Here is a 19,605-nt window from a genome sequence, read left to right on the forward strand (position 1 = left end):
GCTGCTGCGCAATTTGCGGGTGCAGGCGACGAGCGGGTGAACCAGTGTGGGTGCCGACGCGTGTGGGCGTGCAGGAGGGGGACGCCATGCAGACCACAGCACGTTTCGTGTCACCGCTCGCAGAGCGCGCAGAGAGCCCGCACCAGCGGCTGGCGCGGCTCGCCGACGGGTTCCTGAGCACGCAGCTGCTCGTGGCCGCCGCCGAGCTCGGGATCGCCGACGCGCTCGCGGACGGCCCGCGCACCGCCGACGACCTCGCCGCCGAGCTGCGAGCCGATCCGACGGTGCTGCACCGCCTGTTGCGCGGCCTGGCCGCCGACGGTGTGCTGCGCGAGCACCGCGGCGGCCGGTTCGGCCTCACCGACACCGGTGAGCTGATGCGCAGCGCCCGCTACGGGTCGCAGCGGGGTTCCGTCCTCGCCAGGGGGCGGCTCTACTACGCGGCGGCATCGGGGGTGGCGGACGCCGTGCGCGGTGGCGGGGTGCCGTTCGAGCGGGTGCACGGCGAGCCGTTCTTCGCCCGGCTCTCCGCCGACCCGCAGGCCGAGACGCGCTTCCACGCCTCGATGCTCGACCGCTCGCGGCGGGAGGCTGACGCCGTTGTCGAGGCCTACGACTTCACCGGGATCCCCCGGATCGTCGACGTCGGCGGCGGGGCGGGCGTCCTGCTCGCGACGATCCTCGCCGCCGCCACGCCGGGGACCGAGGGGGTGCTCTTCGACCGCCCGACCGTGTGCGCGCAGACCGGGCCGGGCGCCTGGACCGTCGAGGCGGGGGACTTCTTCGCCGCCGTGCCGCCGGGGGACGCGCACGTGCTCTCCCGCGTGCTGCACGACTGGGACGACGCGGACGCGAGCCGGATCCTGCGCGCCTGCCGCGCGGCCATGCCCGCCCACGGGCGCCTGGTGATCGTGGAGGCGGTCCTGCCCGAGCGCGCCGCGCAGGACCCGGCGACGACCCGGATGGACCTGCTCATGCTGGTGCTCCTCGGCGGGCGGGAACGCACCGAGGCCGAGTTCCGCACCCTGCTCGGTGCGGCGGGGTTCGCGCTCACCCGCGTGGCGGCGACGAGCGCGGGAGTGTCGGTGCTGGAGGCGCGGCCGGCATGAGCACGTTCGTGCTGGTCCACGGCGGTTGGCACGGCGGCTGGTGCTGGCGTCGTGTCGCGACGCCGCTGCGGGCCGCGGGACACGAGGTGCACATCCCGACCCTGACCGGCGTGGGGGAGCGCGCCCACCTGGGCGGCCCCGGGACCGGGCTCGGCACCCACGTCGAGGACGTCGTCACGCTGCTGGAGCGCGCGGACGTCCGCGACGCCGTGCTGGTCGGGCACAGCTCGGGCGGCGCTGTCGTCACTGGGGTGGCCCAACGCGCGGCCGGCCGGATCGCCGCACTGGTGTACCTCGACGCGTTCGTGCCGCAGCCCGGTCAGAGCGTGCTCGACCTGCTGCCGCCCGCCCGGGCCGACCACTTCCGGTCCCTGGTCGACGGCGCGGGCCAGGTCGTGCTGGACCCGGAGGCCGCGCTGGACGGCTGGGGCGTGCGGGATCCCGCGGACCGGGCCTGGATGGCGCCGCGGCTGACCCCGTACCCGCTGCGGGCACTGGCCGATCCGCTGCCGGACCTGCCCGTACCCGACCTGCCGCGCACGTACGTCCACTGCACGGACAAGCCCGGGGCCGACGCGTTCGCCCGTTTCGCCGCGGCGGCCGCCCCGCCGTGGCGACGGGAGGTGCTCGCCACCGGTCACGACGCGATGATCACCGACCCGGCGGGCGTGGTGCGCATCCTCGCCGCCGCGGCGCCCGCCACCGCCGGGGGCGCACACCGTCCGCCGGGCCCGGCCCGGCGATCCGTCGATCTCGAGGGGGACCACCGCATGACCAGCTCGACCACGACCGTCCCGGCCGATCTCACGCAGGCCTTGGAGGAGCTCGCCGCGGCCCTCGCCGCGATGGGCGCGGGCGACCCGGCGCCGTACGCCGCGCTGTGGGCCGACTCGCCGGACGCCACCCTGTTCGGCGCCTGGGGCCCGATCGAGCGTGGCCACCACGCGGTGACCACGACCTTCCGGTGGGTCGGCGCCCGGTTCTCCGGTGGCGCGCTCGTCCCGCGCCACGACGTGGTCGGCCACAGCGGCGACCTCGCCTACACCGTCGGCACCGAGCACGGCCTGGTGAGCGTCGACGGCGGGGAGCAGCGCCCGATGACGCTGCGGGTCACCCACGTGCTGCGCCGGGTCGACGGCCGGTGGCGGCTCGTGCACCGGCACGCGGACTTCCCACCACCCGACCAGCGAGGCGGTGACCGGTGAGCGCGCCTGCCGACTACTCGCTCGGCGCCGACGACGGCGAGCGGATCCGGCTGGTCGCCCAGTGCGCGATGCACCGCGCGGAGGCCGAGACCCTGCTGGACCACATCGGCGTCGGCCCCGGATGGCACGTGCTGGACCTGGGCTGCGGGCCGCTGGGGATCCTCGACGTGCTGGCCGAGCGGGTCGGCGCGGACGGGCGTGTGGTCGGTGTGGACCGCGAGCCGCGGTTCCTCGACATGGCCGTGCGGTCGCTGCGCGAGCGCGCGCACGCCGGGGTCGAGCTGGTGGCGGCGGACGCCCGAGCCACCGGCCTGCCCTCCGCAGCGTTCGATCACGTGCACGAGCGCCTGGTGCTGGTCAACGTGCCCGACCCGGCGGCCGTCGTCGCCGAGATGGCCCGGCTCGCCCGGCCGGGCGGAACCGTCGCCGTGCAGGACGTCGACTGGATCTCGTGGACGTGCGTGCCCGGGCATCCCGACTGGGACCTGCTGCTCGACGCCACCGCCGGGGCATGGAGCGGCGACGTGCGGATCGGGCGGCGGCTGCCGCAGCTGCTGCGCGACGCCGGCCTGGTGGACGTCGAGGTCGCCGCGCACACCCGGGTGTTCCGGCCGGGGGAGGCCTACCACGGGCTGCTGCCGCGGTTCGTCGAGCTGCACCGCGACCGGATCCTCGCAGGCGGAAGGCTCGCCCCGGACGTGCTGGACGCGGCGGCCGGCCGGCTGGCCCGCCACCTCGCCGACCCGGCGACCCACACCCTCTACGCCACGTTCTTCCAGGCGTGGGGGCGTCGTCCGTCTCGAACCGGCCCGTCCGGCCCTCAGGCCGGGCGGACCAGCAGCGCGACGGGGTAGCGGTCCAGCACGTCGGCCAGCCGGGGCGTCCACCCGAGGACCGGCCGATCCGTGACGACGTCGTACCAGTCGCTCGCGGCACCGGGAAGGGGCAGCACGGTGTCGCCCCAGCCGCCGCGCTCCGCGAGGCCGACGGGCAGCCGCGTCGCCACCGCCACGAGCGACGGCGAGCGCCGAAACGCCACGGCGTGCGCCGCCGCGGGGCCCTGCGCCGGGACGGAGCGGTAGCCGGCGAAGATCTCCGGCCGGTGCCGGCGCGTGCGCAGGACGGTGGCCGTGACCAGCAGTTTCGCGGCCCCCTCGGGTTCGATCGCCGCATCGACGTCCGGCTGCCAGCCGTCGTCGAGCCGGGCCAGGAGGCGCCGCCGCAGCGCCCAGTCCACCGGGCGGCGGTTGTCCGGGTCGACGAGCGAGTACTCGAAGAGTTCCGTGCCCTGGTAGACGTCCGGCACCCCGGGGCCCGCCAGCTGGAGCAGCTTCTGACCCAGCGAGTTCACCCGGCCCGGGCCGGCGATGCGCCCGACGAGCTCCTCGATCTCCGCCACGAGCTCCGCGTCGCCGAGCACCTCTGCCGGCCAGGCCGCGATCGCCTCGTCCACCTCCGCGACGGCGTCGACGTGGCTGGTGACGAGCTTGGCCTCCTTGGCGGCCTTGGTCAGGTAGGCGGCCATCCGGTCGGCCGGGATCGGCCACGCCCCGACGAGGTTCTGCCAGGCCAGGAGCTCCAGCGAGCGGTCGGGCAGCGGGTGGCGCGCCGCCCACCGGCGCAGCAGCCGCGCCCACTCGCCCGGGACCTCCGCGAGCACCGCGAGGCGGGCGCGGACGTCCTCGGAGCGCTTGGTGTCGTGGGTGGACAGCGTCGTCATCGTCGCGGGCCATGACTCGGCACGCACCGCCTGGGCCTGGTGGAACTCGGCGGGGGAGACCCCGAAGCGGGCCGGGTCGCCGCCGACCTCGTTCAGCGCGACGAACCGGTTCCAGCGGTAGAAGGCGGTGTCCTCGACACCCTTCGCCATGACCATGCCCGAGGTCTGCTGCACGCGGGTGGCCAGCTCGCCCCGGGGATCGGCGAGCATCGCCGCGTGGATCGCGGCGAGGACGTCCGCGAGATCGGGACGGCGGCAGCGGGCGGCGGACACCGCGGTGTCGAGCGCCGCGCGGCCCTCGGGCAGGTAGCTGCGGTACACGGGGAAGCCGCAGAGCAGCTCGGCGACGGCGTCGCGGACGTCCTCCTCCGCCGGGGGCGGGTCCGCGGCGGGGTCGGGGCCGGCCCGCTCCGGCGATGGGGCGAGCGCCGCGATCCGCCGTACCTCCGCGGCGAGGATCGTCCCCGCCACCTCCCGGCGTCCCGCGTACTCCGCGGCGTGCGCCGACTCCTTGCGTCCCGTGTGCTCCGCTGCGAGCTGGGTCAGCAGGCCCGCCCCGTCCGGGTCGACGAACAGTCCGCCGATCTCGCGCAGCGCCTCGTAGCCCGACGTGCCGTCCACCGGCCAGGACGCGGGCAGCTCCTCGCCGACACCCAGGATCTTCTCCACGAGCAGCCAGCGGTCCGGGCCGAGCACTTCGCGCAGCCGCCGCACGTACGCCCCCGGGTCGGACAGGCCGTCCGGGTGGTCGACGCGCAGGCCGTCCACCTCGCCTGCCGCGACCCAGCGCAGGATCTCCCGGTGGGTGTCGGCGAACACCCGCGGGTCCTCCACCCGCACGGCGGCGAGCGTCGAGACGTCGAAGAAGCGGCGGTAGGTGAGCTCGGCGGCGCCCCGCTTCCAGGACACGAGCCGATAGTGCTGGCGCTCGTGCACCTCCCGGGGCGTACCCCCGCCGGTGCCGGGGGCGACGGGGAACGCGCGCTCGTAGTAGCGCAGCTCGTCACCGGACAGCGTCAGCTCGGCGAGCGCCTTCTCCTCGTCAGCCTCCTCGTCGGCGCTGAGGATCGGCAGCAGGATCGGCCCGGCGGCCCAGTCCACGTCGAAGTGCCCGGCGTAGCGGGAGGCGCGCCCGTACCGCAGGACGTCCCACCACCACGGGTTGGCCGCGGGGACGTCCACGCCGACGTGGTTGGGGACGATGTCGGCGAGCATCGTCATGCCGGCCGCGCGTACCGCGGCGACCATCCGGCGCCTGCCGGCGTCCCCGCCGCGCTCGGCGGAGACCGTCGTCGGGTCGACGACGTCGTAGCCGTGGTTGGAGCCCGCGCCGGACTCGAGCATCGGCGAGGCGTACAGCGCGCCGGCCCCGAGCGCGTCCAGGTACGGGACGAGCGCCGCGGCGTCGTCGAACGTCGTGTCCCCCGACAGCTGCACCCGGTAGGTGGACGAGGGGATGCCGGACGGGCCCGGCGGGGCGGGGTTCACCAGGTGCCTCCTCGCGGCCGAGCTGGTCCGGGCGCTCCAGGAGCGGATCCGGGTCCACGCTAGCCGGACCAGATCCAGGCCGCGGATCGAAGCGACGTTCACTCGGGCAGGCTCCTCGGGGCGTCTCGAAGCCGGGCCGGACCGGGCTCCGGGTGTCGATGACGGCCCCGACTCGCGCCCCCCGACCCCACCGGCTGGGCGGGACGGGCGCACCGTAGTGGACCGCCCCGCGCCGGTGACGGTGCGTGTGCGGCGTGTCCACGGTGATCTCCGCGAGTGACCGCCCTGTCCGCCGGGCGGCGGCCCTGCGAGGATCCGGGCCGGGAGGAGGACATGCGGACGCGACTGCTGGGCGGCCTGGAGGTCGAGGGCCTGCGCCCGACCGAGATCGGCAGCCGGAAGGCACGCACCCTGGTGAAGGTGCTCGCGCTGGGCCGCGGCGCGCCCGTGCCGGCCGGCCGGGTGGTCGAGGCGCTCTGGGGCGACGAGCCGCCCGCACGGCCGCTGGAGCAGGTCGGGGTGCTGGTCAGCAGGCTGCGGGCGGTGTTCGGGCCGGACCGGCTCGGCCGCGACGACGGGGGCTGGTCGCTGCACACGGACTGGCTGGACGTCACCGAGCTGGACGAGCGGGTCGCCGAGGCGCAGGAGCGGCTGGCCACGGGACGTCCGGCCGCGGCGCGGGCGGCGGCGCGGGCGGCGCTGGCGCTGGTGCGCGGCGACCTGCTCGCGGACGAGCCGGATGCCCCGTGGGCCGTGGCGGACCGGGTGGCGGTGGCACGTCAGGTCGCCCGCGCACGGCTCCTGGCCGCGCGGGCGGCGCTGGCGATGGGTGATCCGGCGGACGCCGTCGCCGGGGCACAGGCCGTGCTGGACGCCGACCCGTACGACGAGGTGGCGCTGCGTGTCCTGCTGCGCGCGCAGGTCGCGGCCGGCCGGCCGGGGGCGGCGCTGGCCGCCTACGAGCGCGCCCGGTCGCGGCTGGCCGAGGACCTCGGCGCCGATCCGGCCGAGGAGACCCGGCGGCTGCACGAGGAGATCCTGCGAGGTGAGCCGGCCGCGCCGGTGCCGCAGACCCGGCCGGCCGGCCCGGTGCGGTTCGTCGGCCGGGCTGCGGAGCTCGCCGACCTGGACGCCCGGCTGGTCGCGGTCACGCACGGTGGGGCCGGGCTGGTCGAGGTGGTCGGCGAGGCCGGGATCGGCAAGACCGCCCTGGTCACCCGGTGGGCGGCGGGCCTCGGGGACCGGGCGACGGTGTTGGTCGGGCGGTGCGCGGAGCCCGGGGTGATGCTGCCGCTGCAGCCGGTGCTGGATGCGCTCGACGCCCACCTGCGTGATGGCGGCGGCGCGGTGGGTGGCGCGGCGGGGACCGCCGGGTCATCCGCCGAGATCCTCGGCACCGACGCCGCCCTCGTCGGGCCGCTGCTGGCCTCGGCGGACCCGCTCCCGGCGGGCGCGGGCGCCTCCCCGGCCGCGTTCGCGAACCCCGCGACCGGCCAGGCGCTGCTGTTCGCGGCGCTCCTGCGGGTGCTCGCCCGGGCCGGCGGGACGCGCCCCGTCGTCCTGGTCGTGGACGACGTCGCCCGGGCGGACCCGGCCACCGAGGCCTGGCTCGGGTTCGCGGTCCGGCGCGGCTCGCGGCTGCTCGTGGTGACCACCCACCGGGGAGCGGCCACCGGACCGGGCGGGCTGGAGCTGGGGCCGCTGGACGCGCCCGCGGTCGCGGAGCTGGTCGGGGCCGAGCGGGCCGCCGGGCTGCACGCCCGCAGCGGCGGCAACCCGCTGTTCCTCTCGGCGCTCGCCGCCGCCGACCCGGACGACCTGCCCGACACCATCCGGGCCTCGGTCGACGCGCGCGCCACCGCGCTCGGCCCGGCCGCGACCACGCTGCGGGTCGCGGCCGTCCTCGGCCGGGACATCGACGTCGACCTGCTCGCCGCGGTCCTCGGCCTCGGGGTGCGCGAGCTGCTCACGCACCTGGAGGAGGGGGCAGCCGCCGGGCTCGTCGACGACCACGGCGCCGTGCCGGCCTTCGCCCACGACCTCGTCCGGGAGGCGCTCGCCGACTCCACCACGGCGGCCCGGCGGGCGTTCACCCACCGCGAGGCGGCCCGCCTGCTGGCCGGACGGCCGGGCGCGGACCCGCTGGCCGTGGCCCACCACGCCCGGCTCGGCGGGGACACCGAGCGGGCAGCGGACGCGCTGATCGCGGCCGCCGCGCTCGCCGTCGCCCGCCACGACCTGACCAGCGCACTCGCCCACTGCGACGCCGCCGTGAACCTCGCCGACGGCCCGGCGGCGCGGGCTGCGCGGGCCCGGGTCCTGCTGCTGCGCCTGGACCTGCCGGCTGCGGCCGCGGACGCCGAGCGCGCGCTCGTGGCCCGGACCTGGGCGGCGGACCTGGAGCTGGCCGGCTGGATCGCCTACTACCGCCGCGACTACGGCGCCGCGCTGCGCTTCGCCGAGGCCGGCAGGGAGCGCGCCGACGGAGCCGACGGAGCCGACGGGGCCGTGATCCGGGCGAGCTGCGCGCTGCTCATCGGCAGGCTGCGCCACACCCGCGGCGACCTCGCCGCGGCGGACGGCCTGCTCACCGCCGCCGCCGACACCGGGCCGGCGCCCGTTCGCGGCCTGGCGCGGGCCTGGCTCGCGTCGCTGCGTGGCCACCAGGGCCGCGCCGACGAGGCGTTGGCGCTCGCCGAGCGGACGCTGATCGACGACCTCGACCACCCGTTCGCCGCCGGGCACGTCCTGTTCGCGGCCGCGTACGCCCACGGGCTGCGTGGCGAGCCCGCTGCCGCGCTCGCCGTCGTCGACCGGTTCGACGCGCTCATCGAGGGGCAGGGCGAGCAGCTCGCCCGGTTCGTCGGGATCGCGGCCAACCTGCGGGGGTGGCTGCTGCGCGGGCTGGGTCGGGAGGACCGGGCGCGGGACTGCAACGCGGTCGCGGTGGCACTGGCGCCGGGCCCGACCCGTGACGAGCCGCGCGGGGCGGGCGGGCTCGACCTCGTCGACGGCCGGCTCGGCGCGGGCGACCTCGACGGTGCGGCCGCCGAGCTGGACCGGCTGGGCTGGATCGCGGACTGGCAGGGCTCGATGGCGTGGCGGCAGCGCCACCGGTTCGTGCTGCTCACCGCGCGCCTCGCGTTGGCAGGAGGGGACGCCGTCGCGGCCGAGGAGGCCGCTGCCGGGGTGCTGACCGACGCGACGGGCCGGGGGGCGGCGCGCTACCGGGCACTGGCCGCGGTCGTCGTGGCGCGGGCGCGGGCGGCGCAGGGCGCCCCGGTCGACCGGGATGCCGTCGCGGCCGCGCTGGCCGCGCTCGACCGGGTGGCCGGGCTGGAGGCCTGGTGGGTGACGGCGGAGGCCGCGGCCGCGCTGGGCGAGCCGCGGTGGTGGGCACTGGCCGACCGGCGGGCGGCGGCTCTGGTGGCCGTCGCCGGGCCGGATGCCGAGTCGCTGCAGCGTGCCGTCGCGGCCCGGTTCGCCGCCCTCGGCAGGCGCTGACGAGCGGTGATCACCGGTTGCGTGACATGGGCTGCACGGGTGCACGCCAGGTCACGGAAACGGCGATCACCGCTCAGAGCCGGGCGGCACCCTCCAGCGCCCGGTCGCACCACCAGCCGAGCTCGGCGTCGCCACCCAGCCCCTTCTCCCAGCCGAAGATCACCAGCGTCCCGAGCAGGCAGAGCGCCGACTGGGTCGCGTACCAGGACGTGGTGTCCACGCCGTGGCGGCGCAGCGCGGCCTCGAACCCGGTGATCGCGTCCTCCTTGGAGCCCGGCAGCCGCGCGCTGTTGAGCGCCAGGTACCAGCCCAGCTCGTAGCAGGGCGGCGCCTCGCCGGGGTAGGTCCAGTCGATGAGGATCGTGCGGCCGTCGCGCGCCGTGCCGACGTTGCCCAGCTTCCAGTCCCCGTGCACGAACGTCATCGGGGTCGCGGACACGGCCGTGACCAGCGGCGAGAGGTCTCGGCGCAGCGCGTTGACGACCTCGCGCACGGCCCGCGGCGCGCGGTCCGCGAACTCGGCCCAGCCCTTCGCCGCGATCTGGGGGACGGCGTCGGGCCAGCCGCGCTCTCGCTCCACCGCGAGGGAGGCGTCGCTGAACCAGCCCCAACGGGCCGTGAGCGGCACCAGCCCGACGTCGTCGCGCCAGCCCAGCATCCGGGCGGAGAGCGCCGCGAGGTCGTCGAGGTAGGTCGCGTGGGCCGCGGCGGTCAGCGGCTCGTCGCCGGGCGGGACGAGCTCGCTCGCGACGTCGCGCATGAGGATCGCCCCGCCCCAGCCGTTGCGGCCCAGACCGGCCGCGACGCCGACGGTGGCGTGGTCGATCCGCTCCGGCAGGGCGTCCATCAGCCCGGCCGCCCACACCTGCACCGGGTGGCAGCCGACGTCGCCGTTGAACCGCATCGTCCAGTCCCGGTCCACGTGCACGTACTTGACGACGTGCGGCTCGCCGCCGATGACGACGCGCTCGAACGCCGAGCCGGACTTGGAGTCGGAGACGAAGAACGGCTCCCGCGCCGTGGCGTCGGCGAGCAGCTCCGCCACGGAGGAGGCCACCGGGCGGGGCGTGAGTGCGACCGTCTCGATCACGTCAGTGAGCATCGCGGGCGGCCTCCATCTCTGTGTCGATGCTCGATTCTGGGCTCGTTCCGCTCCTCCCTCGCTGGCGCTCGGTCGATGCTCGCTCACCCTCCATCTCGGCAAGCAGCGCGGCGGGCCAGCGGCCGCCGCACCACACGTGGTCCGCCACGATCCGCCCGTCCGCACCGAGGTCGAGGACGTGCACGTGCCGGGCGGCGTGCGGGACGCCCTGCTCGGTCCAGCAGAGCGTGTACTCGACGACCTCCCCGGTCGCGGTGCGCAGCCTGCGCAGCTCCTCGATCCGGGCGGGGTCGGCGAACCAGCGGGCGTACTCGGCAGCGACGGCGGCCGGGCCGGCGACGGCGAAGCGCCAGTCGGGGACGACGGCGTCGAGCACGACGTCGTCGGCGTAGAGGTCCGCGGTCACGGCGCCCGCGGCGACGGCGTCGAGGAAGCGGTCGACGGTGCTGGTGAGTGGGGCGGTGGGTGCGGCGGTGGGTGCGGTCATGGGCACAGGGTGCTCGCCCGCGCTTGCAGATCCCCTGCAGCCGACTGCGCCCCAGCTGCAGCGCTTCTGCAGGCGCGCCCGCGCACGCTGCCGGGCGTTTCGCATCCCCGACTCTAGGAGCACCCATGACCGTCGACACCGCTCGTCTCGAGCAGCTCACCGGCCAGTTCGCCGTCGACTTCGGCGCGGCGCTGCACGCCGCCACCGTCGTCCTGGGCGACCGGCTCGGCCTCTACCGCGCCCTCGCCGAACACGGCCCCGTGGACGGCGCGGGGCTGGCCGCCGCGACCGGCTGCGACCCGCGGCTGGTGGAGGAGTGGTGCCGCGCGCAGTACGTGTCGGGGTACTGCTGCGGCGACCCCGAGGCCGGCACCTACTGGCTCGACCCGGAGCAGACGATCCTGCTCGCCGACGACTCGGATCCCGGCTGCCTGGTCGGCGCGATGACCATCGCGGCCGCGCTGTGGAAGGACGAGGAGGAGGTCGGGCGCCGGTTCCGCTCCGGGACGGGGTTCGGCTGGCACGAGCACCACCCCGACCTGTTCGACGGCACCGAGCGCCTCTTCCGCCCCGGCTACGCCGCCAACCTCGTGACCAGCTGGATCCCCGCGCTCGACGGCGTGGACCGCGTCCTCACCGACGGCGCCGACGTCGCCGACGTCGGCTGCGGCCACGGGGCCTCGACGATCCTGCTCGCGCAGGCGTACCCGCGCTCGATGGTGATCGGCTACGACTACCACGAGGCGTCGATCGCGCAGGCGCGCAAGCGTGCCGCGGAGGCCGGGCTCGCCGACCGGGTGCGGTTCGAGGTCGCGGGCGCCGCCGACCTGCCCGCGGCACCCGGCGGGAACGGCTACGGCCTGGTCTGCGTCTTCGACGCCCTGCACGACATGGGCGACCCGGTCGGCGCGGCCCGCCACATCCGCGAGCGCCTGGCCCCCGACGGCACGTGGATGATCGTCGAGCCGATGGCGGGGGAGTCGCTCGCGGACAACGTCAACCCGGTCGGCCGGATCTTCTACTCGGCCTCGCCGTTCATCTGCACGCCGGCGGCTCTGGCGCAGGGCGGCCAGGCGCTGGGCAACCAGGTGCCCGAGGCGACCTGGCGCGAGCTGCTCGCCGAGGCCGGGTTCGGCCGCTTCCGGCGCGCGACCGAGACCCCGTTCAACCGGGTGTTCGAGGCGCGGCCCTAGCGAGGCGACGGGCGGGCGTCACGGGTCCGTAAGGCCCGGGCGTCGAACGGCCGTGGTGTCCCGCCCGTCGACATCCCCGACAGCCCCCAACAGCCCCCACAGCCCCACAGACCCCTCCGGAGGCCCCGATGTTCCCCCTCGCCCGCCGCGCCCTGACCGCCGTCGTCCTCGCCGCCGCGGCCACCGGCGCGCTCGCCGCGACCGCCTCCCCGGCGTTCGCGATCGGCCCGAGCACCGTCACGAAGTCCGGGAACATCCTCGTCGTCACCGCGTCGCCGGGGTCGCAGAACACCTACCGGATCTCCGAGGACGCGACCAGCATCTTCATCCGCGACGTCACGGGCGGGGGCATCCGCCCCGTGGCCGGGTCGGGCTGCGCCAACGAGAACGGCACCGGTCAGGCGCGCTGCGCCAAGACCGGCATCACCCAGGTCGTCGTGAACGCCGGCGACTTCGACGACACCATCGGGCTCGGCGCGCCCGCCGGCTCGCAGGTGCGCTACGACGTGCGACTCGGCGCCGGCAACGACGCCGCGGCCGTCACCGCGCCGAACACCACGGTGCGCGGCGAGGCGGGCAACGACAACCTCGCGAACAACAGCTTCCACTTCCCGACCGTCCTCGACGGCGGCCCCGGCACGGACCGCTGCCCGTCGCGCAACCGCGCCGACACCCGGATCAGCTGCGAGAGCTGACCGGCTGACCAGGGGCCGGCGTCACGGCTCGCGCTGCAGGACCAGCAGCGACCGCGCCGTCACCCGGTGCACCGATCCCCCGGCCACGGTCGGGGGATCGGCGGCGATGATCCCCGGCGCGTTCGACAGCACGACGATGTGGCCGGCCGCCGTGTCCACGACGACGGCCCAGCTGCTGCCGTAGTCCTGCGGCGGCAGCGTGACGTCGATGTCCTCGTAGTGGGCGTTGAACACCAGCAGGAACGAGTCGTCGACGACCCGCTCGCCGCGCGCGTCCACGTCCGAGAGGCCGTCCCCGTTCAGGAACACGGTGACGCACTTGCCGAACCCGGAGTCCCAGTCCTGCTCGGTCATCTCCTCACCGGACGGGGTGAACCATGCGATGTCGGCGAGCACGCCGCGGCGACGCCCGATCGGGCGACCGGCGAAGAACCGGCGGCGCCGGAACGCCGGGTGGGCGGCCCGCAGCGCCGCGAGCCCGCCGGTGAACTCGACCAGGTCGGAGTGCTTCTCCGCGAACGTCCAGTCCACCCAGGCGGTCTCGTTGTCCTGGCAGTAGACGTTGTTGTTGCCGTGCTGGGTGCGGCCCAGCTCGTCGCCGTGGGCGAGCATCGGCACGCCCTGGCTCACCAGCAGCGTGGCGAGGAAGTTGCGCTGCTGGCGGGACCGCAGCGCCAGCACGGCCTCGTCGTCGGTGGGGCCCTCCACCCCGCAGTTCCAGGAGCGGTTGTGGCTCTCGCCGTCCCGGCCGTCCTCGCCGTTGGCGTCGTTGTGCTTGTCGTTGTAGGAGACGAGATCGGCGAGGGTGAAGCCGTCGTGCGCGGTGACGAAGTTGATCGACGCGTACGGGCGGCGGCCGTCGTGCTGGTAGAGGTCCGACGAGCCGGTGAGCCGGGAGGCGAACTCGCCGAGGGTGCCGGGCTCGCCGCGCCAGAAGTCGCGGACGGTGTCGCGGTACTTGCCGTTCCACTCCGTCCACAGGGGCGGGAAGTTCCCGACCTGGTAGCCGCCGGGGCCGACGTCCCACGGCTCGGCGATGAGCTTGGCCTGGCTGATCACCGGGTCCTGCTGGACGATGTCGAAGAACGCCGCCAGCCGGTCCACGTCGTAGAACTCGCGGGCGAGGGTGGCGGCGAGGTCGAAGCGGAACCCGTCCACGTGCATCTCGGTGACCCAGTACCGCAGCGAGTCCATGATCAGCTGCAGGGTGTGGGGGTTGCGGACGTTGAGCGAGTTCCCGGTGCCGGTGTAGTCCATGTAGTAGCGCGGGTCGTCGTCCACGAGCCGGTAGTAGGCGTGGTTGTCGATGCCCCGCATGGACAGGGTGGGCCCGCGGTCGCTGCCCTCAGCCGTGTGGTTGTAGACGACGTCGAGGATCACCTCGATGCCCGCTTCGTGCAGCGCCCGCACCATCGCCTTGAACTCCTGCACCTGCGCGCCGGGACGGGCGCCGGGCACGGCGTAGGCGTGGTGCGGGGCGAGGAACGCGATGGTGTTGTAGCCCCAGTAGTTGGTGAGGCCCTTGTCCTGCAGGTGGTGGTCCACGACGAACTCGTGCACCGGCATCAGCTCGACGGCGGTGACGCCGAGGGCCTGGAAGTGCTCGATCATCACCGGGTGGGCGAGGCCGGTGTAGGTGCCACGCAGCTTCGCCGGGATCTCCGGGTGGGTGATCGTGAGGCCCTTGACGTGGGCCTCGTAGATCACCGACTCGTGGTAGGGCGTCTTCGGGGCGCGGTCGAAGCCCCAGTCGAAGAAGGGGTTCACCACCACGGACTTCGGCACGAAGGGTGCGGAGTCCGCGTCGCTGCGCACCTCGGGATCGGCGAACGGGTAGCCGAACACCGCCTCGTCCCAGCGCACGGGGCCGTCCAGTGCCTTCGCGTACGGGTCGATCAGCAGCTTGTGCGGGTTGCAGCGCAGCCCCGCGGCCGGGTCGTAGGGCCCGTGCACGCGGTAGCCGTAGCGCTGGCCGGGCTCGATGCCGGCGAGGTAGCCGTGCCAGACGAAGCCGTCGACCTCGGTGAGCGCGATCCGTTCCTCCGCGCCGGTGCCGTCGGCAGAGTCGAACAGGCACAGCTCGACGCGCTCGGCGGCCTCGGAGAAGATCGCGAAGTTGGTTCCGGCGCCGTCGTAGGTGGCGCCGAGCGGGTAGGCGTGCCCGGGCCAGGGCGGCATGGGGTCCTCCAGGAGTCGGTCGGAGCGGGCAACGCTACCGCGTGCCCCGCCGGCCCACCCGGTCCCGCGGTCGGCCCCGGCGGCGGCCGGGGCTGACCTGCGCCGGTCCCGCGGGCTAGGGTCGCCGCCGTGCCCACGCTGTTCACCAAGATCATCGACGGCGAGATCCCGGGTCGGTTCGTGTGGACCGACGACACCGCCGTCGCCTTCCTGTCGATCAACCCCCTCGGGCCCGGACACACGCTGGTGGTGCCGCGCGCCGAGGTCGACCACTGGGTCGACGCGGACCCCGCGCTCGTGGCACATCTCACCGGCGTCGCCCACGTCGTCGGCCGGGCGGTGAAAGAGGTGTGGGACCCGCCGCGCGTCGGGCTGATGGTCGCCGGGTTCGAGGTGCCGCACCTGCACGTGCACGTGTTCCCGGCCTGGAAGATGAGCGCCTTCGACTTCGCCACCGCGGCGCGCAGCGTCGACGCCGCCGAGCAGGACGGCCACCGCGACGCGCTGCGGGCGGCGCTGCGTGCCGCCGGGCACGGCGCGCACGTCCCGGACTAGCCGCTGCTGCCGCGCGTCCCCGACCCGGCCGGTCCGCGGTCGGTCTGCAAGAACGGATGCAACACTGCGCTGGCCTGGCGCTCCGCGCGATCGGGGGAGGTGGACCGAACAAACGACGCGTATGTCATGCACACAGAGTGATAGTTGATGTCGCAACTCCACCCGCTCGGATGATCACGCGACGGCTGACAGCGGTGCACGACATTACTAGCCTCGACACGGTCCCCCGATCAGGCGGAAGGGGCTTCGAGGTGGACGAGGCCGCACTCCGGCTCGTGCCGGGCGCCAGGTGGGCGCTGTGGCAGCTGCCTCGCAGGCTCCTCGCCCTGGTCCTGGTCGTCGAGACGGTCGCCGTCGGACTCGTCGTGGCCGTCGCCGCCGCGGGCTCCGCCACCGCCGGTCCCGTCACGGCACGGGACGTCCTGCTCGCCGCCTGCCTGGTCCTCCTGAGCGTCGTGCACGTCGAGGTGGCGACGGGCATCGAGCGCATCCGCCGCAGGGTCGCCGACACCACCTACTTCGACCTCAGTTCGGTCTGGACGTTCGCCGCCGCCGTGATGCTGCCGGGCGTGCTGCCCGCGGTCGTCGTGATCGTGGTCTACGTGCACCTGTGGCTGCGGGTGTGGAAGCCGTCGCGCGTGCCCCTCTACCGGCATGTCTACACGACCGCCACCGTCGTGCTGGCCGCCTTCGCCGCCCAGGCCGTCGTGGGCGCGGCCGGCGGGCTGGCGGGCTTCCCGGCCAACGCCCACGGCCTCGCCGCCCTCGGCGTGGCGGTCTTCGCCTACGCCGTCGCCAACATCGCGCTCGTGGCCGCGGCGATCGCCCTCGCCGGCGCCCACGCGCGGCTGTCGGACGTGCTCGGGCACTGGGACGACAACGCGCTCGAGATCGCCACGCTCTGCCTCGGCGCGCTCACGGCCGTCGCCCTCACGGCCAACCCGTGGCTCGTCGTGCTCGTGCTCCCGCCGCTCCTGGTGCTGCACCGGGCGGTGCTCGTCCGCCAGCTCGAGGAGGCCGTGCGCACGGACGGCAAGACGGGCCTGCGCACCGCGGCCGCCTGGCACGCGCTCGCCGTGCGGGAGCTGCGCCGCTGCGAGCGCGGCGGCTTCGCGGCAGGCGTGCTGGTGCTCGACCTCGACCACTTCAAGGCCGTCAACGACGTCTACGGCCACCTCGCGGGCGACGACGTGCTGGCGGCCGTCGGCGCCGCGCTGCGCGCGGAGGTGCGCGACCACGACCTCGTGGGCCGCTTCGGCGGCGAGGAGTTCGTCGTCCTGCTGCCGGACCTGCCGCACGGCGGGGACGCGAACGCCGACGTCGCGGCGATCGCCGAACGCATCCGTCGCCGCATCGCGTCCCTCATGATCTCGGTCGCCACGCCGGACGGGCCGTGCTCCATCCGCCACCTCACGGTGTCGGTCGGTGGCGCGCTCTACCCCGACGAGGGCGGCAGCGTCCAGCAGCTGATCGCGGCCGCGGACACCGCCGTCTACGCCGCGAAGCGCGACGGCCGCAACCGGGTGCGGATGGCCTCGACCCTCCCGACGATGCTCCCGCGGACCCACCCGGCGACCCAGCCGTCGCACATCCCGACCGCCCGCCGCGCCACCCCGTAGCCCGGCCTCGCCCGGGCCGGTGTCCGTAGACTCGGCCAGGTGACGGAGCTCGGGCAGGGACCGGTCGGCACGGGGGACGTGTTGGGCACCATCCGGGGCCCGGCCGACCTGCGGCGGCTCGGACCGCGTCAGCTCGCCGAGCTGGCCGCGGAGATCCGGCGGATGCTCGTCACGTCCGTCGCCCGCACGGGCGGCCACCTCGGCCCGAACCTCGGCGTCGTCGAGCTGACGATCGCCCTGCACCGGGTGTTCGACTCCCCGCAGGACACCCTGATCTGGGACACCGGCCACCAGGCCTACGTCCACAAGCTCCTCACCGGCCGCCAGGACGGCTGGGAGCAGCTGAAGAAGACCGGCGGCCTCTCGGGCTACCCCAGCCGGGCCGAGAGCGAGCACGACCACGTGGAGAACAGCCACGCGTCCACGTCGCTGTCCTGGGCAGACGGCATCGCCCGCGCCTACGCGCTGACCGGGCAGGACCGCCACGTCGTCGCCGTGATCGGGGACGGCGCGCTTACCGGCGGCATGGCGTGGGAGGCGCTCAACAACATCGCCGCGGCCAAGGACCGCGACGTCGTGGTCGTCGTCAACGACAACGGCCGCTCCTACTGCCCCACGATCGGCGGCCTGGCCGAGCGGCTCTCGGCGCTGCGGCTGCAGCCCGGCTACGAGCGGGTGCTCGAGGCCGGCAAGGTCACGCTGAACCGCACCCCGGTCGTCGGGCGGCCGATCTATGCCGGCCTGCACGCGCTCAAGGCCGGGATCAAGGACGCGCTCACGCCGCAGGAGCTGTTCGCCGATCTCGGGATCAAGTACTTCGGACCGGTCGACGGGCACGACGTCGCGGCCGTCGAGGCGGCACTGCGGCGGGCCAAGGGCTTCGAAGGGCCCGTGATCGTGCACGCCGTCACGCAGAAGGGCCGCGGCTACCCGCCCGCGGAGAACGACGAGGCCGAGCAGATGCACAGCCCGCCCGCGTTCGACCCGGCGACCGGGCGCCCCACCGGCCCGAAGACGGTCGGCTGGACGTCGGTGTTCGCCGAGGAGATGGTGGCGCTCGGCGGGCGGCGTCCGGACGTCGTCGCGATCACCGCGGCGATGCTCGGCCCCACCGGCCTCGCCCCGTTCCAGAAGGCCTTCCCGCAACGCTGCATCGACGTCGGCATCGCCGAGCAGCATGCGCTCACCAGTGCCGCGGGGCTCGCCCGCGGCGGGATGCACCCCGTGGTCGCGGTGTACTCGACGTTCCTCAACCGGGCGTTCGACCAGCTGCTGATGGACGTGGCGCTGCACCGCCAGGCCGTCACCCTGGTGCTGGACCGGTCCGGGGTCACCGGCAACGACGGGCCCTCGCACAACGGCATGTGGGACCTCTCGATCCTCGGGGTGGTCCCGGGCATCCGGGTGGCGGCGCCCCGCGACGCGGGGACGCTGCGGGAGGAGCTGAACGAGGCCGTCGAGGTGGCCGACGGGCCCACCGCCGTCCGCTTCCCGAAGGGCGCGGTGATCGAGTCGGTGCCGGCGGTCCGCCGGGTCGACGGTGTGGACGTGCTGCACGAGCCCGCCGCGGACGAGCGTCCGCGGGTGCTGCTGGTGTGCGTCGGCGCGTTCGGCGAGCTCGGGGTCGCCGCGGCCGGGCGGCTCGCGGCGCAGGGCATCGGGGTCACGGTGGTCGACCCGCGGTGGGTGCTGCCGGTGCCGGAGGTGCTCGTCGCGATGGCGCGGGCGCACGATCTCGTCGTCACCGTCGCGGACGCCGGACGCCACGGCGGGTTCGGTTCGGCGCTGGCGGACGTGCTGCGTCGCGCCGAGTGCGACGTGGCCCAGCGCGACCTGGCGCTGCCGCAGGAGTTCCTGGAGCACGGGTCGCGCCAGGACGTGCTCGCCGCCGTCGGGCTCACCGTGCAGGACGTGGCCCGCCGCGTCACCGAGTGGGCCGCGGCGCTGCCCGGGGTGGTTGCGGAGGGCGAGCCATCGAACGACGGCGCGCACGACCCCGCGGACGGGTCTGCGGTCGCCACGCACGACCCCGCCGACGACCCCGCCGACACCGTCGAGGCCGACACGGGGGAGCAGAACGGCTGATGCGCGTGCTGATCGTCGAGGACGAGCGGCCCCTCGCGGACGCGGTCGCCCGCGGGCTGCGCCGGGCGGGGATGGCCGTGGACGTCGCCTACGACGGCGACACCGGCCACGAGAAGGTCTCCGTCACCCGCTACGACGTGGTGGTGCTGGACCGCGACCTGCCGGGCATGCCGGGGGACCGGCTGTGCTCCGAGATCGTCAACTCCGGCGCCACCACCCGGGTGCTGATGCTCACCGCGAGCGGCACCCTCGCCGACAAGGTGGACGGCCTGTCCCGCGGGGCCGACGACTACCTCGCCAAGCCCTTCGACTTCCCCGAGCTGGTGGCCCGCTGCCGGGCGCTGGCGCGGCGCGCCACCCCCGCCGTCCCGCCGCTGCTGGTGGCGGGGGACGTGTCGCTGGACCCGGCGCGGCGCACCGTGCACCGCAACAACCGGCCGGTCGAGCTGACGCGCAAGGAGTTCGGCGTGCTGGAGGTGCTGATGGGCGCGGGCGGGGCCGTGGTGAGCAGCGAGGAGCTGCTGGAACGGGTGTGGGACGAGAACGCGGACCCGTTCACGACGACGGTGCGGGTCACCGTCATGACGCTGCGCAAGAAGCTCGGGGACCCGGCGGTGGTCGAGACGGTCGTCGGCTCGGGCTACCGGGTGCCGGCGGCGGGCTGA

General features: G+C 75.4%; 14 protein-coding genes. 10 read left to right on the forward strand and 4 right to left on the reverse strand.

Features of this window, described 5'->3' with window-relative positions; all coding sequences use genetic code 11:
- The first annotated feature begins 86 nt into the window (after window positions 1–86).
- The 3 genes from AB7J25_RS10550 to AB7J25_RS10560 are packed head-to-tail and all read left to right on the forward strand — an operon-like array spanning window position 87 to window position 3,168.
- Window positions 87–1,109 (forward strand): methyltransferase, encoded by a 1,023-nt coding sequence (locus AB7J25_RS10550; RefSeq protein WP_428507637.1) that lies wholly within the window; start codon window positions 87–89, stop codon window positions 1,107–1,109.
- Window positions 1,106–2,314, forward strand: a complete 1,209-nt coding sequence (locus tag AB7J25_RS10555) for an alpha/beta fold hydrolase (RefSeq protein ID WP_428507639.1) — start codon at window positions 1,106–1,108, stop codon at window positions 2,312–2,314. The genes AB7J25_RS10550 and AB7J25_RS10555 overlap by 4 nt, the downstream gene beginning before the upstream one ends.
- The gene (locus AB7J25_RS10560) at window positions 2,311–3,168 is read left to right on the forward strand and encodes a methyltransferase domain-containing protein (RefSeq protein ID WP_428507641.1); all 858 of its coding nucleotides are present in this window, start codon (window positions 2,311–2,313) and stop codon (window positions 3,166–3,168) included. The genes AB7J25_RS10555 and AB7J25_RS10560 overlap by 4 nt, the downstream gene beginning before the upstream one ends.
- On the opposite strand, the gene treY is transcribed toward AB7J25_RS10560, so the two are convergent.
- The gene (treY, locus tag AB7J25_RS10565) at window positions 3,135–5,522 is read right to left on the reverse strand and encodes a malto-oligosyltrehalose synthase (RefSeq protein WP_428507643.1); all 2,388 of its coding nucleotides are present in this window, start codon (window positions 5,520–5,522) and stop codon (window positions 3,135–3,137) included. The genes AB7J25_RS10560 and treY overlap by 34 nt on opposite strands.
- Before the next feature lie 333 nt (window positions 5,523–5,855).
- Between treY and AB7J25_RS10570 the strand changes: the two genes are divergently transcribed.
- Window positions 5,856–9,026 (forward strand): ATP-binding protein, encoded by a 3,171-nt coding sequence (locus AB7J25_RS10570; protein ID WP_428507645.1) that lies wholly within the window; start codon window positions 5,856–5,858, stop codon window positions 9,024–9,026.
- A gap of 73 nt (window positions 9,027–9,099) precedes the next feature.
- Here AB7J25_RS10570 and AB7J25_RS10575 read toward each other — a convergent pair whose 3' ends face one another.
- Both AB7J25_RS10575 and AB7J25_RS10580 read right to left on the reverse strand, forming a co-directional pair.
- The gene (locus tag AB7J25_RS10575; RefSeq protein WP_428507647.1) at window positions 9,100–10,128 is read right to left on the reverse strand and encodes a phosphotransferase family protein; all 1,029 of its coding nucleotides are present in this window, start codon (window positions 10,126–10,128) and stop codon (window positions 9,100–9,102) included.
- Entirely contained in the window at window positions 10,118–10,615 is a 498-nt protein-coding gene (locus AB7J25_RS10580) for a hypothetical protein (protein ID WP_428507649.1), read from the reverse strand. Before AB7J25_RS10580 ends, AB7J25_RS10575 begins: the two co-directional genes overlap by 11 nt.
- Window positions 10,616–10,740: 125 nt before the next feature.
- On the opposite strand from AB7J25_RS10580, the gene AB7J25_RS10585 reads away from it, so the two are divergent.
- On the forward strand, window positions 10,741–11,808 hold the full coding sequence (locus tag AB7J25_RS10585) for a class I SAM-dependent methyltransferase (RefSeq protein WP_428507651.1): 1,068 nt from the start codon (window positions 10,741–10,743) through the stop codon (window positions 11,806–11,808).
- 128 nt (window positions 11,809–11,936) lie between these two features.
- Window positions 11,937–12,503: a hypothetical protein gene (locus tag AB7J25_RS10590; protein WP_428507653.1), complete on the forward strand. Its 567-nt coding sequence runs from the start codon at window positions 11,937–11,939 to the stop codon at window positions 12,501–12,503.
- 21 nt (window positions 12,504–12,524) lie between these two features.
- Here the strand turns inward: AB7J25_RS10590 and glgX are convergent, their stop codons facing one another.
- Window positions 12,525–14,681: a glycogen debranching protein GlgX gene (gene glgX / locus AB7J25_RS10595; RefSeq protein ID WP_428507654.1), complete on the reverse strand. Its 2,157-nt coding sequence runs from the start codon at window positions 14,679–14,681 to the stop codon at window positions 12,525–12,527.
- A gap of 129 nt (window positions 14,682–14,810) precedes the next feature.
- On the opposite strand from glgX, the gene AB7J25_RS10600 reads away from it, so the two are divergent.
- From AB7J25_RS10600 to AB7J25_RS10615, 4 genes are all read left to right on the forward strand, one after another.
- Window positions 14,811–15,236, forward strand: coding sequence for an HIT family protein (locus tag AB7J25_RS10600; RefSeq protein ID WP_428507656.1), 426 nt, complete (start codon window positions 14,811–14,813; stop codon window positions 15,234–15,236).
- 251 nt (window positions 15,237–15,487) lie between these two features.
- Window positions 15,488–16,855, forward strand: coding sequence for a GGDEF domain-containing protein (locus AB7J25_RS10605; RefSeq protein ID WP_428507658.1), 1,368 nt, complete (start codon window positions 15,488–15,490; stop codon window positions 16,853–16,855).
- A gap of 78 nt (window positions 16,856–16,933) precedes the next feature.
- Window positions 16,934–18,940, forward strand: coding sequence for a 1-deoxy-D-xylulose-5-phosphate synthase (gene dxs, locus AB7J25_RS10610; RefSeq protein WP_428507723.1), 2,007 nt, complete (start codon window positions 16,934–16,936; stop codon window positions 18,938–18,940).
- Window positions 18,940–19,605: a response regulator transcription factor gene (locus AB7J25_RS10615; protein ID WP_428507660.1), complete on the forward strand. Its 666-nt coding sequence runs from the start codon at window positions 18,940–18,942 to the stop codon at window positions 19,603–19,605. Before dxs ends, AB7J25_RS10615 begins: the two co-directional genes overlap by 1 nt.

It is taken from the genome of Pseudonocardia sp. (assembly GCF_050246655.1).
Lineage (GTDB): Bacteria > Actinomycetota > Actinomycetes > Mycobacteriales > Pseudonocardiaceae > Pseudonocardia.

Coding starts and splice junctions, on each gene's coding strand:
- AB7J25_RS10550 (WP_428507637.1), top strand. CDS start 87: ATGCAGACCACAGCACGTTTCGTGTCACCGCTCGCAGAGCGCGCAGAG.
- AB7J25_RS10590 (WP_428507653.1), top strand. CDS start 11,937: ATGTTCCCCCTCGCCCGCCGCGCCCTGACCGCCGTCGTCCTCGCCGCC.
- AB7J25_RS10570 (WP_428507645.1), top strand. CDS start 5,856: ATGCGGACGCGACTGCTGGGCGGCCTGGAGGTCGAGGGCCTGCGCCCG.
- AB7J25_RS10585 (WP_428507651.1), top strand. CDS start 10,741: ATGACCGTCGACACCGCTCGTCTCGAGCAGCTCACCGGCCAGTTCGCC.
- AB7J25_RS10555 (WP_428507639.1), top strand. CDS start 1,106: ATGAGCACGTTCGTGCTGGTCCACGGCGGTTGGCACGGCGGCTGGTGC.
- glgX (WP_428507654.1), bottom strand. CDS start 14,681: ATGCCGCCCTGGCCCGGGCACGCCTACCCGCTCGGCGCCACCTACGAC.
- AB7J25_RS10615 (WP_428507660.1), top strand. CDS start 18,940: ATGCGCGTGCTGATCGTCGAGGACGAGCGGCCCCTCGCGGACGCGGTC.
- AB7J25_RS10575 (WP_428507647.1), bottom strand. CDS start 10,128: ATGCTCACTGACGTGATCGAGACGGTCGCACTCACGCCCCGCCCGGTG.
- AB7J25_RS10580 (WP_428507649.1), bottom strand. CDS start 10,615: ATGACCGCACCCACCGCCGCACCCACCGCCCCACTCACCAGCACCGTC.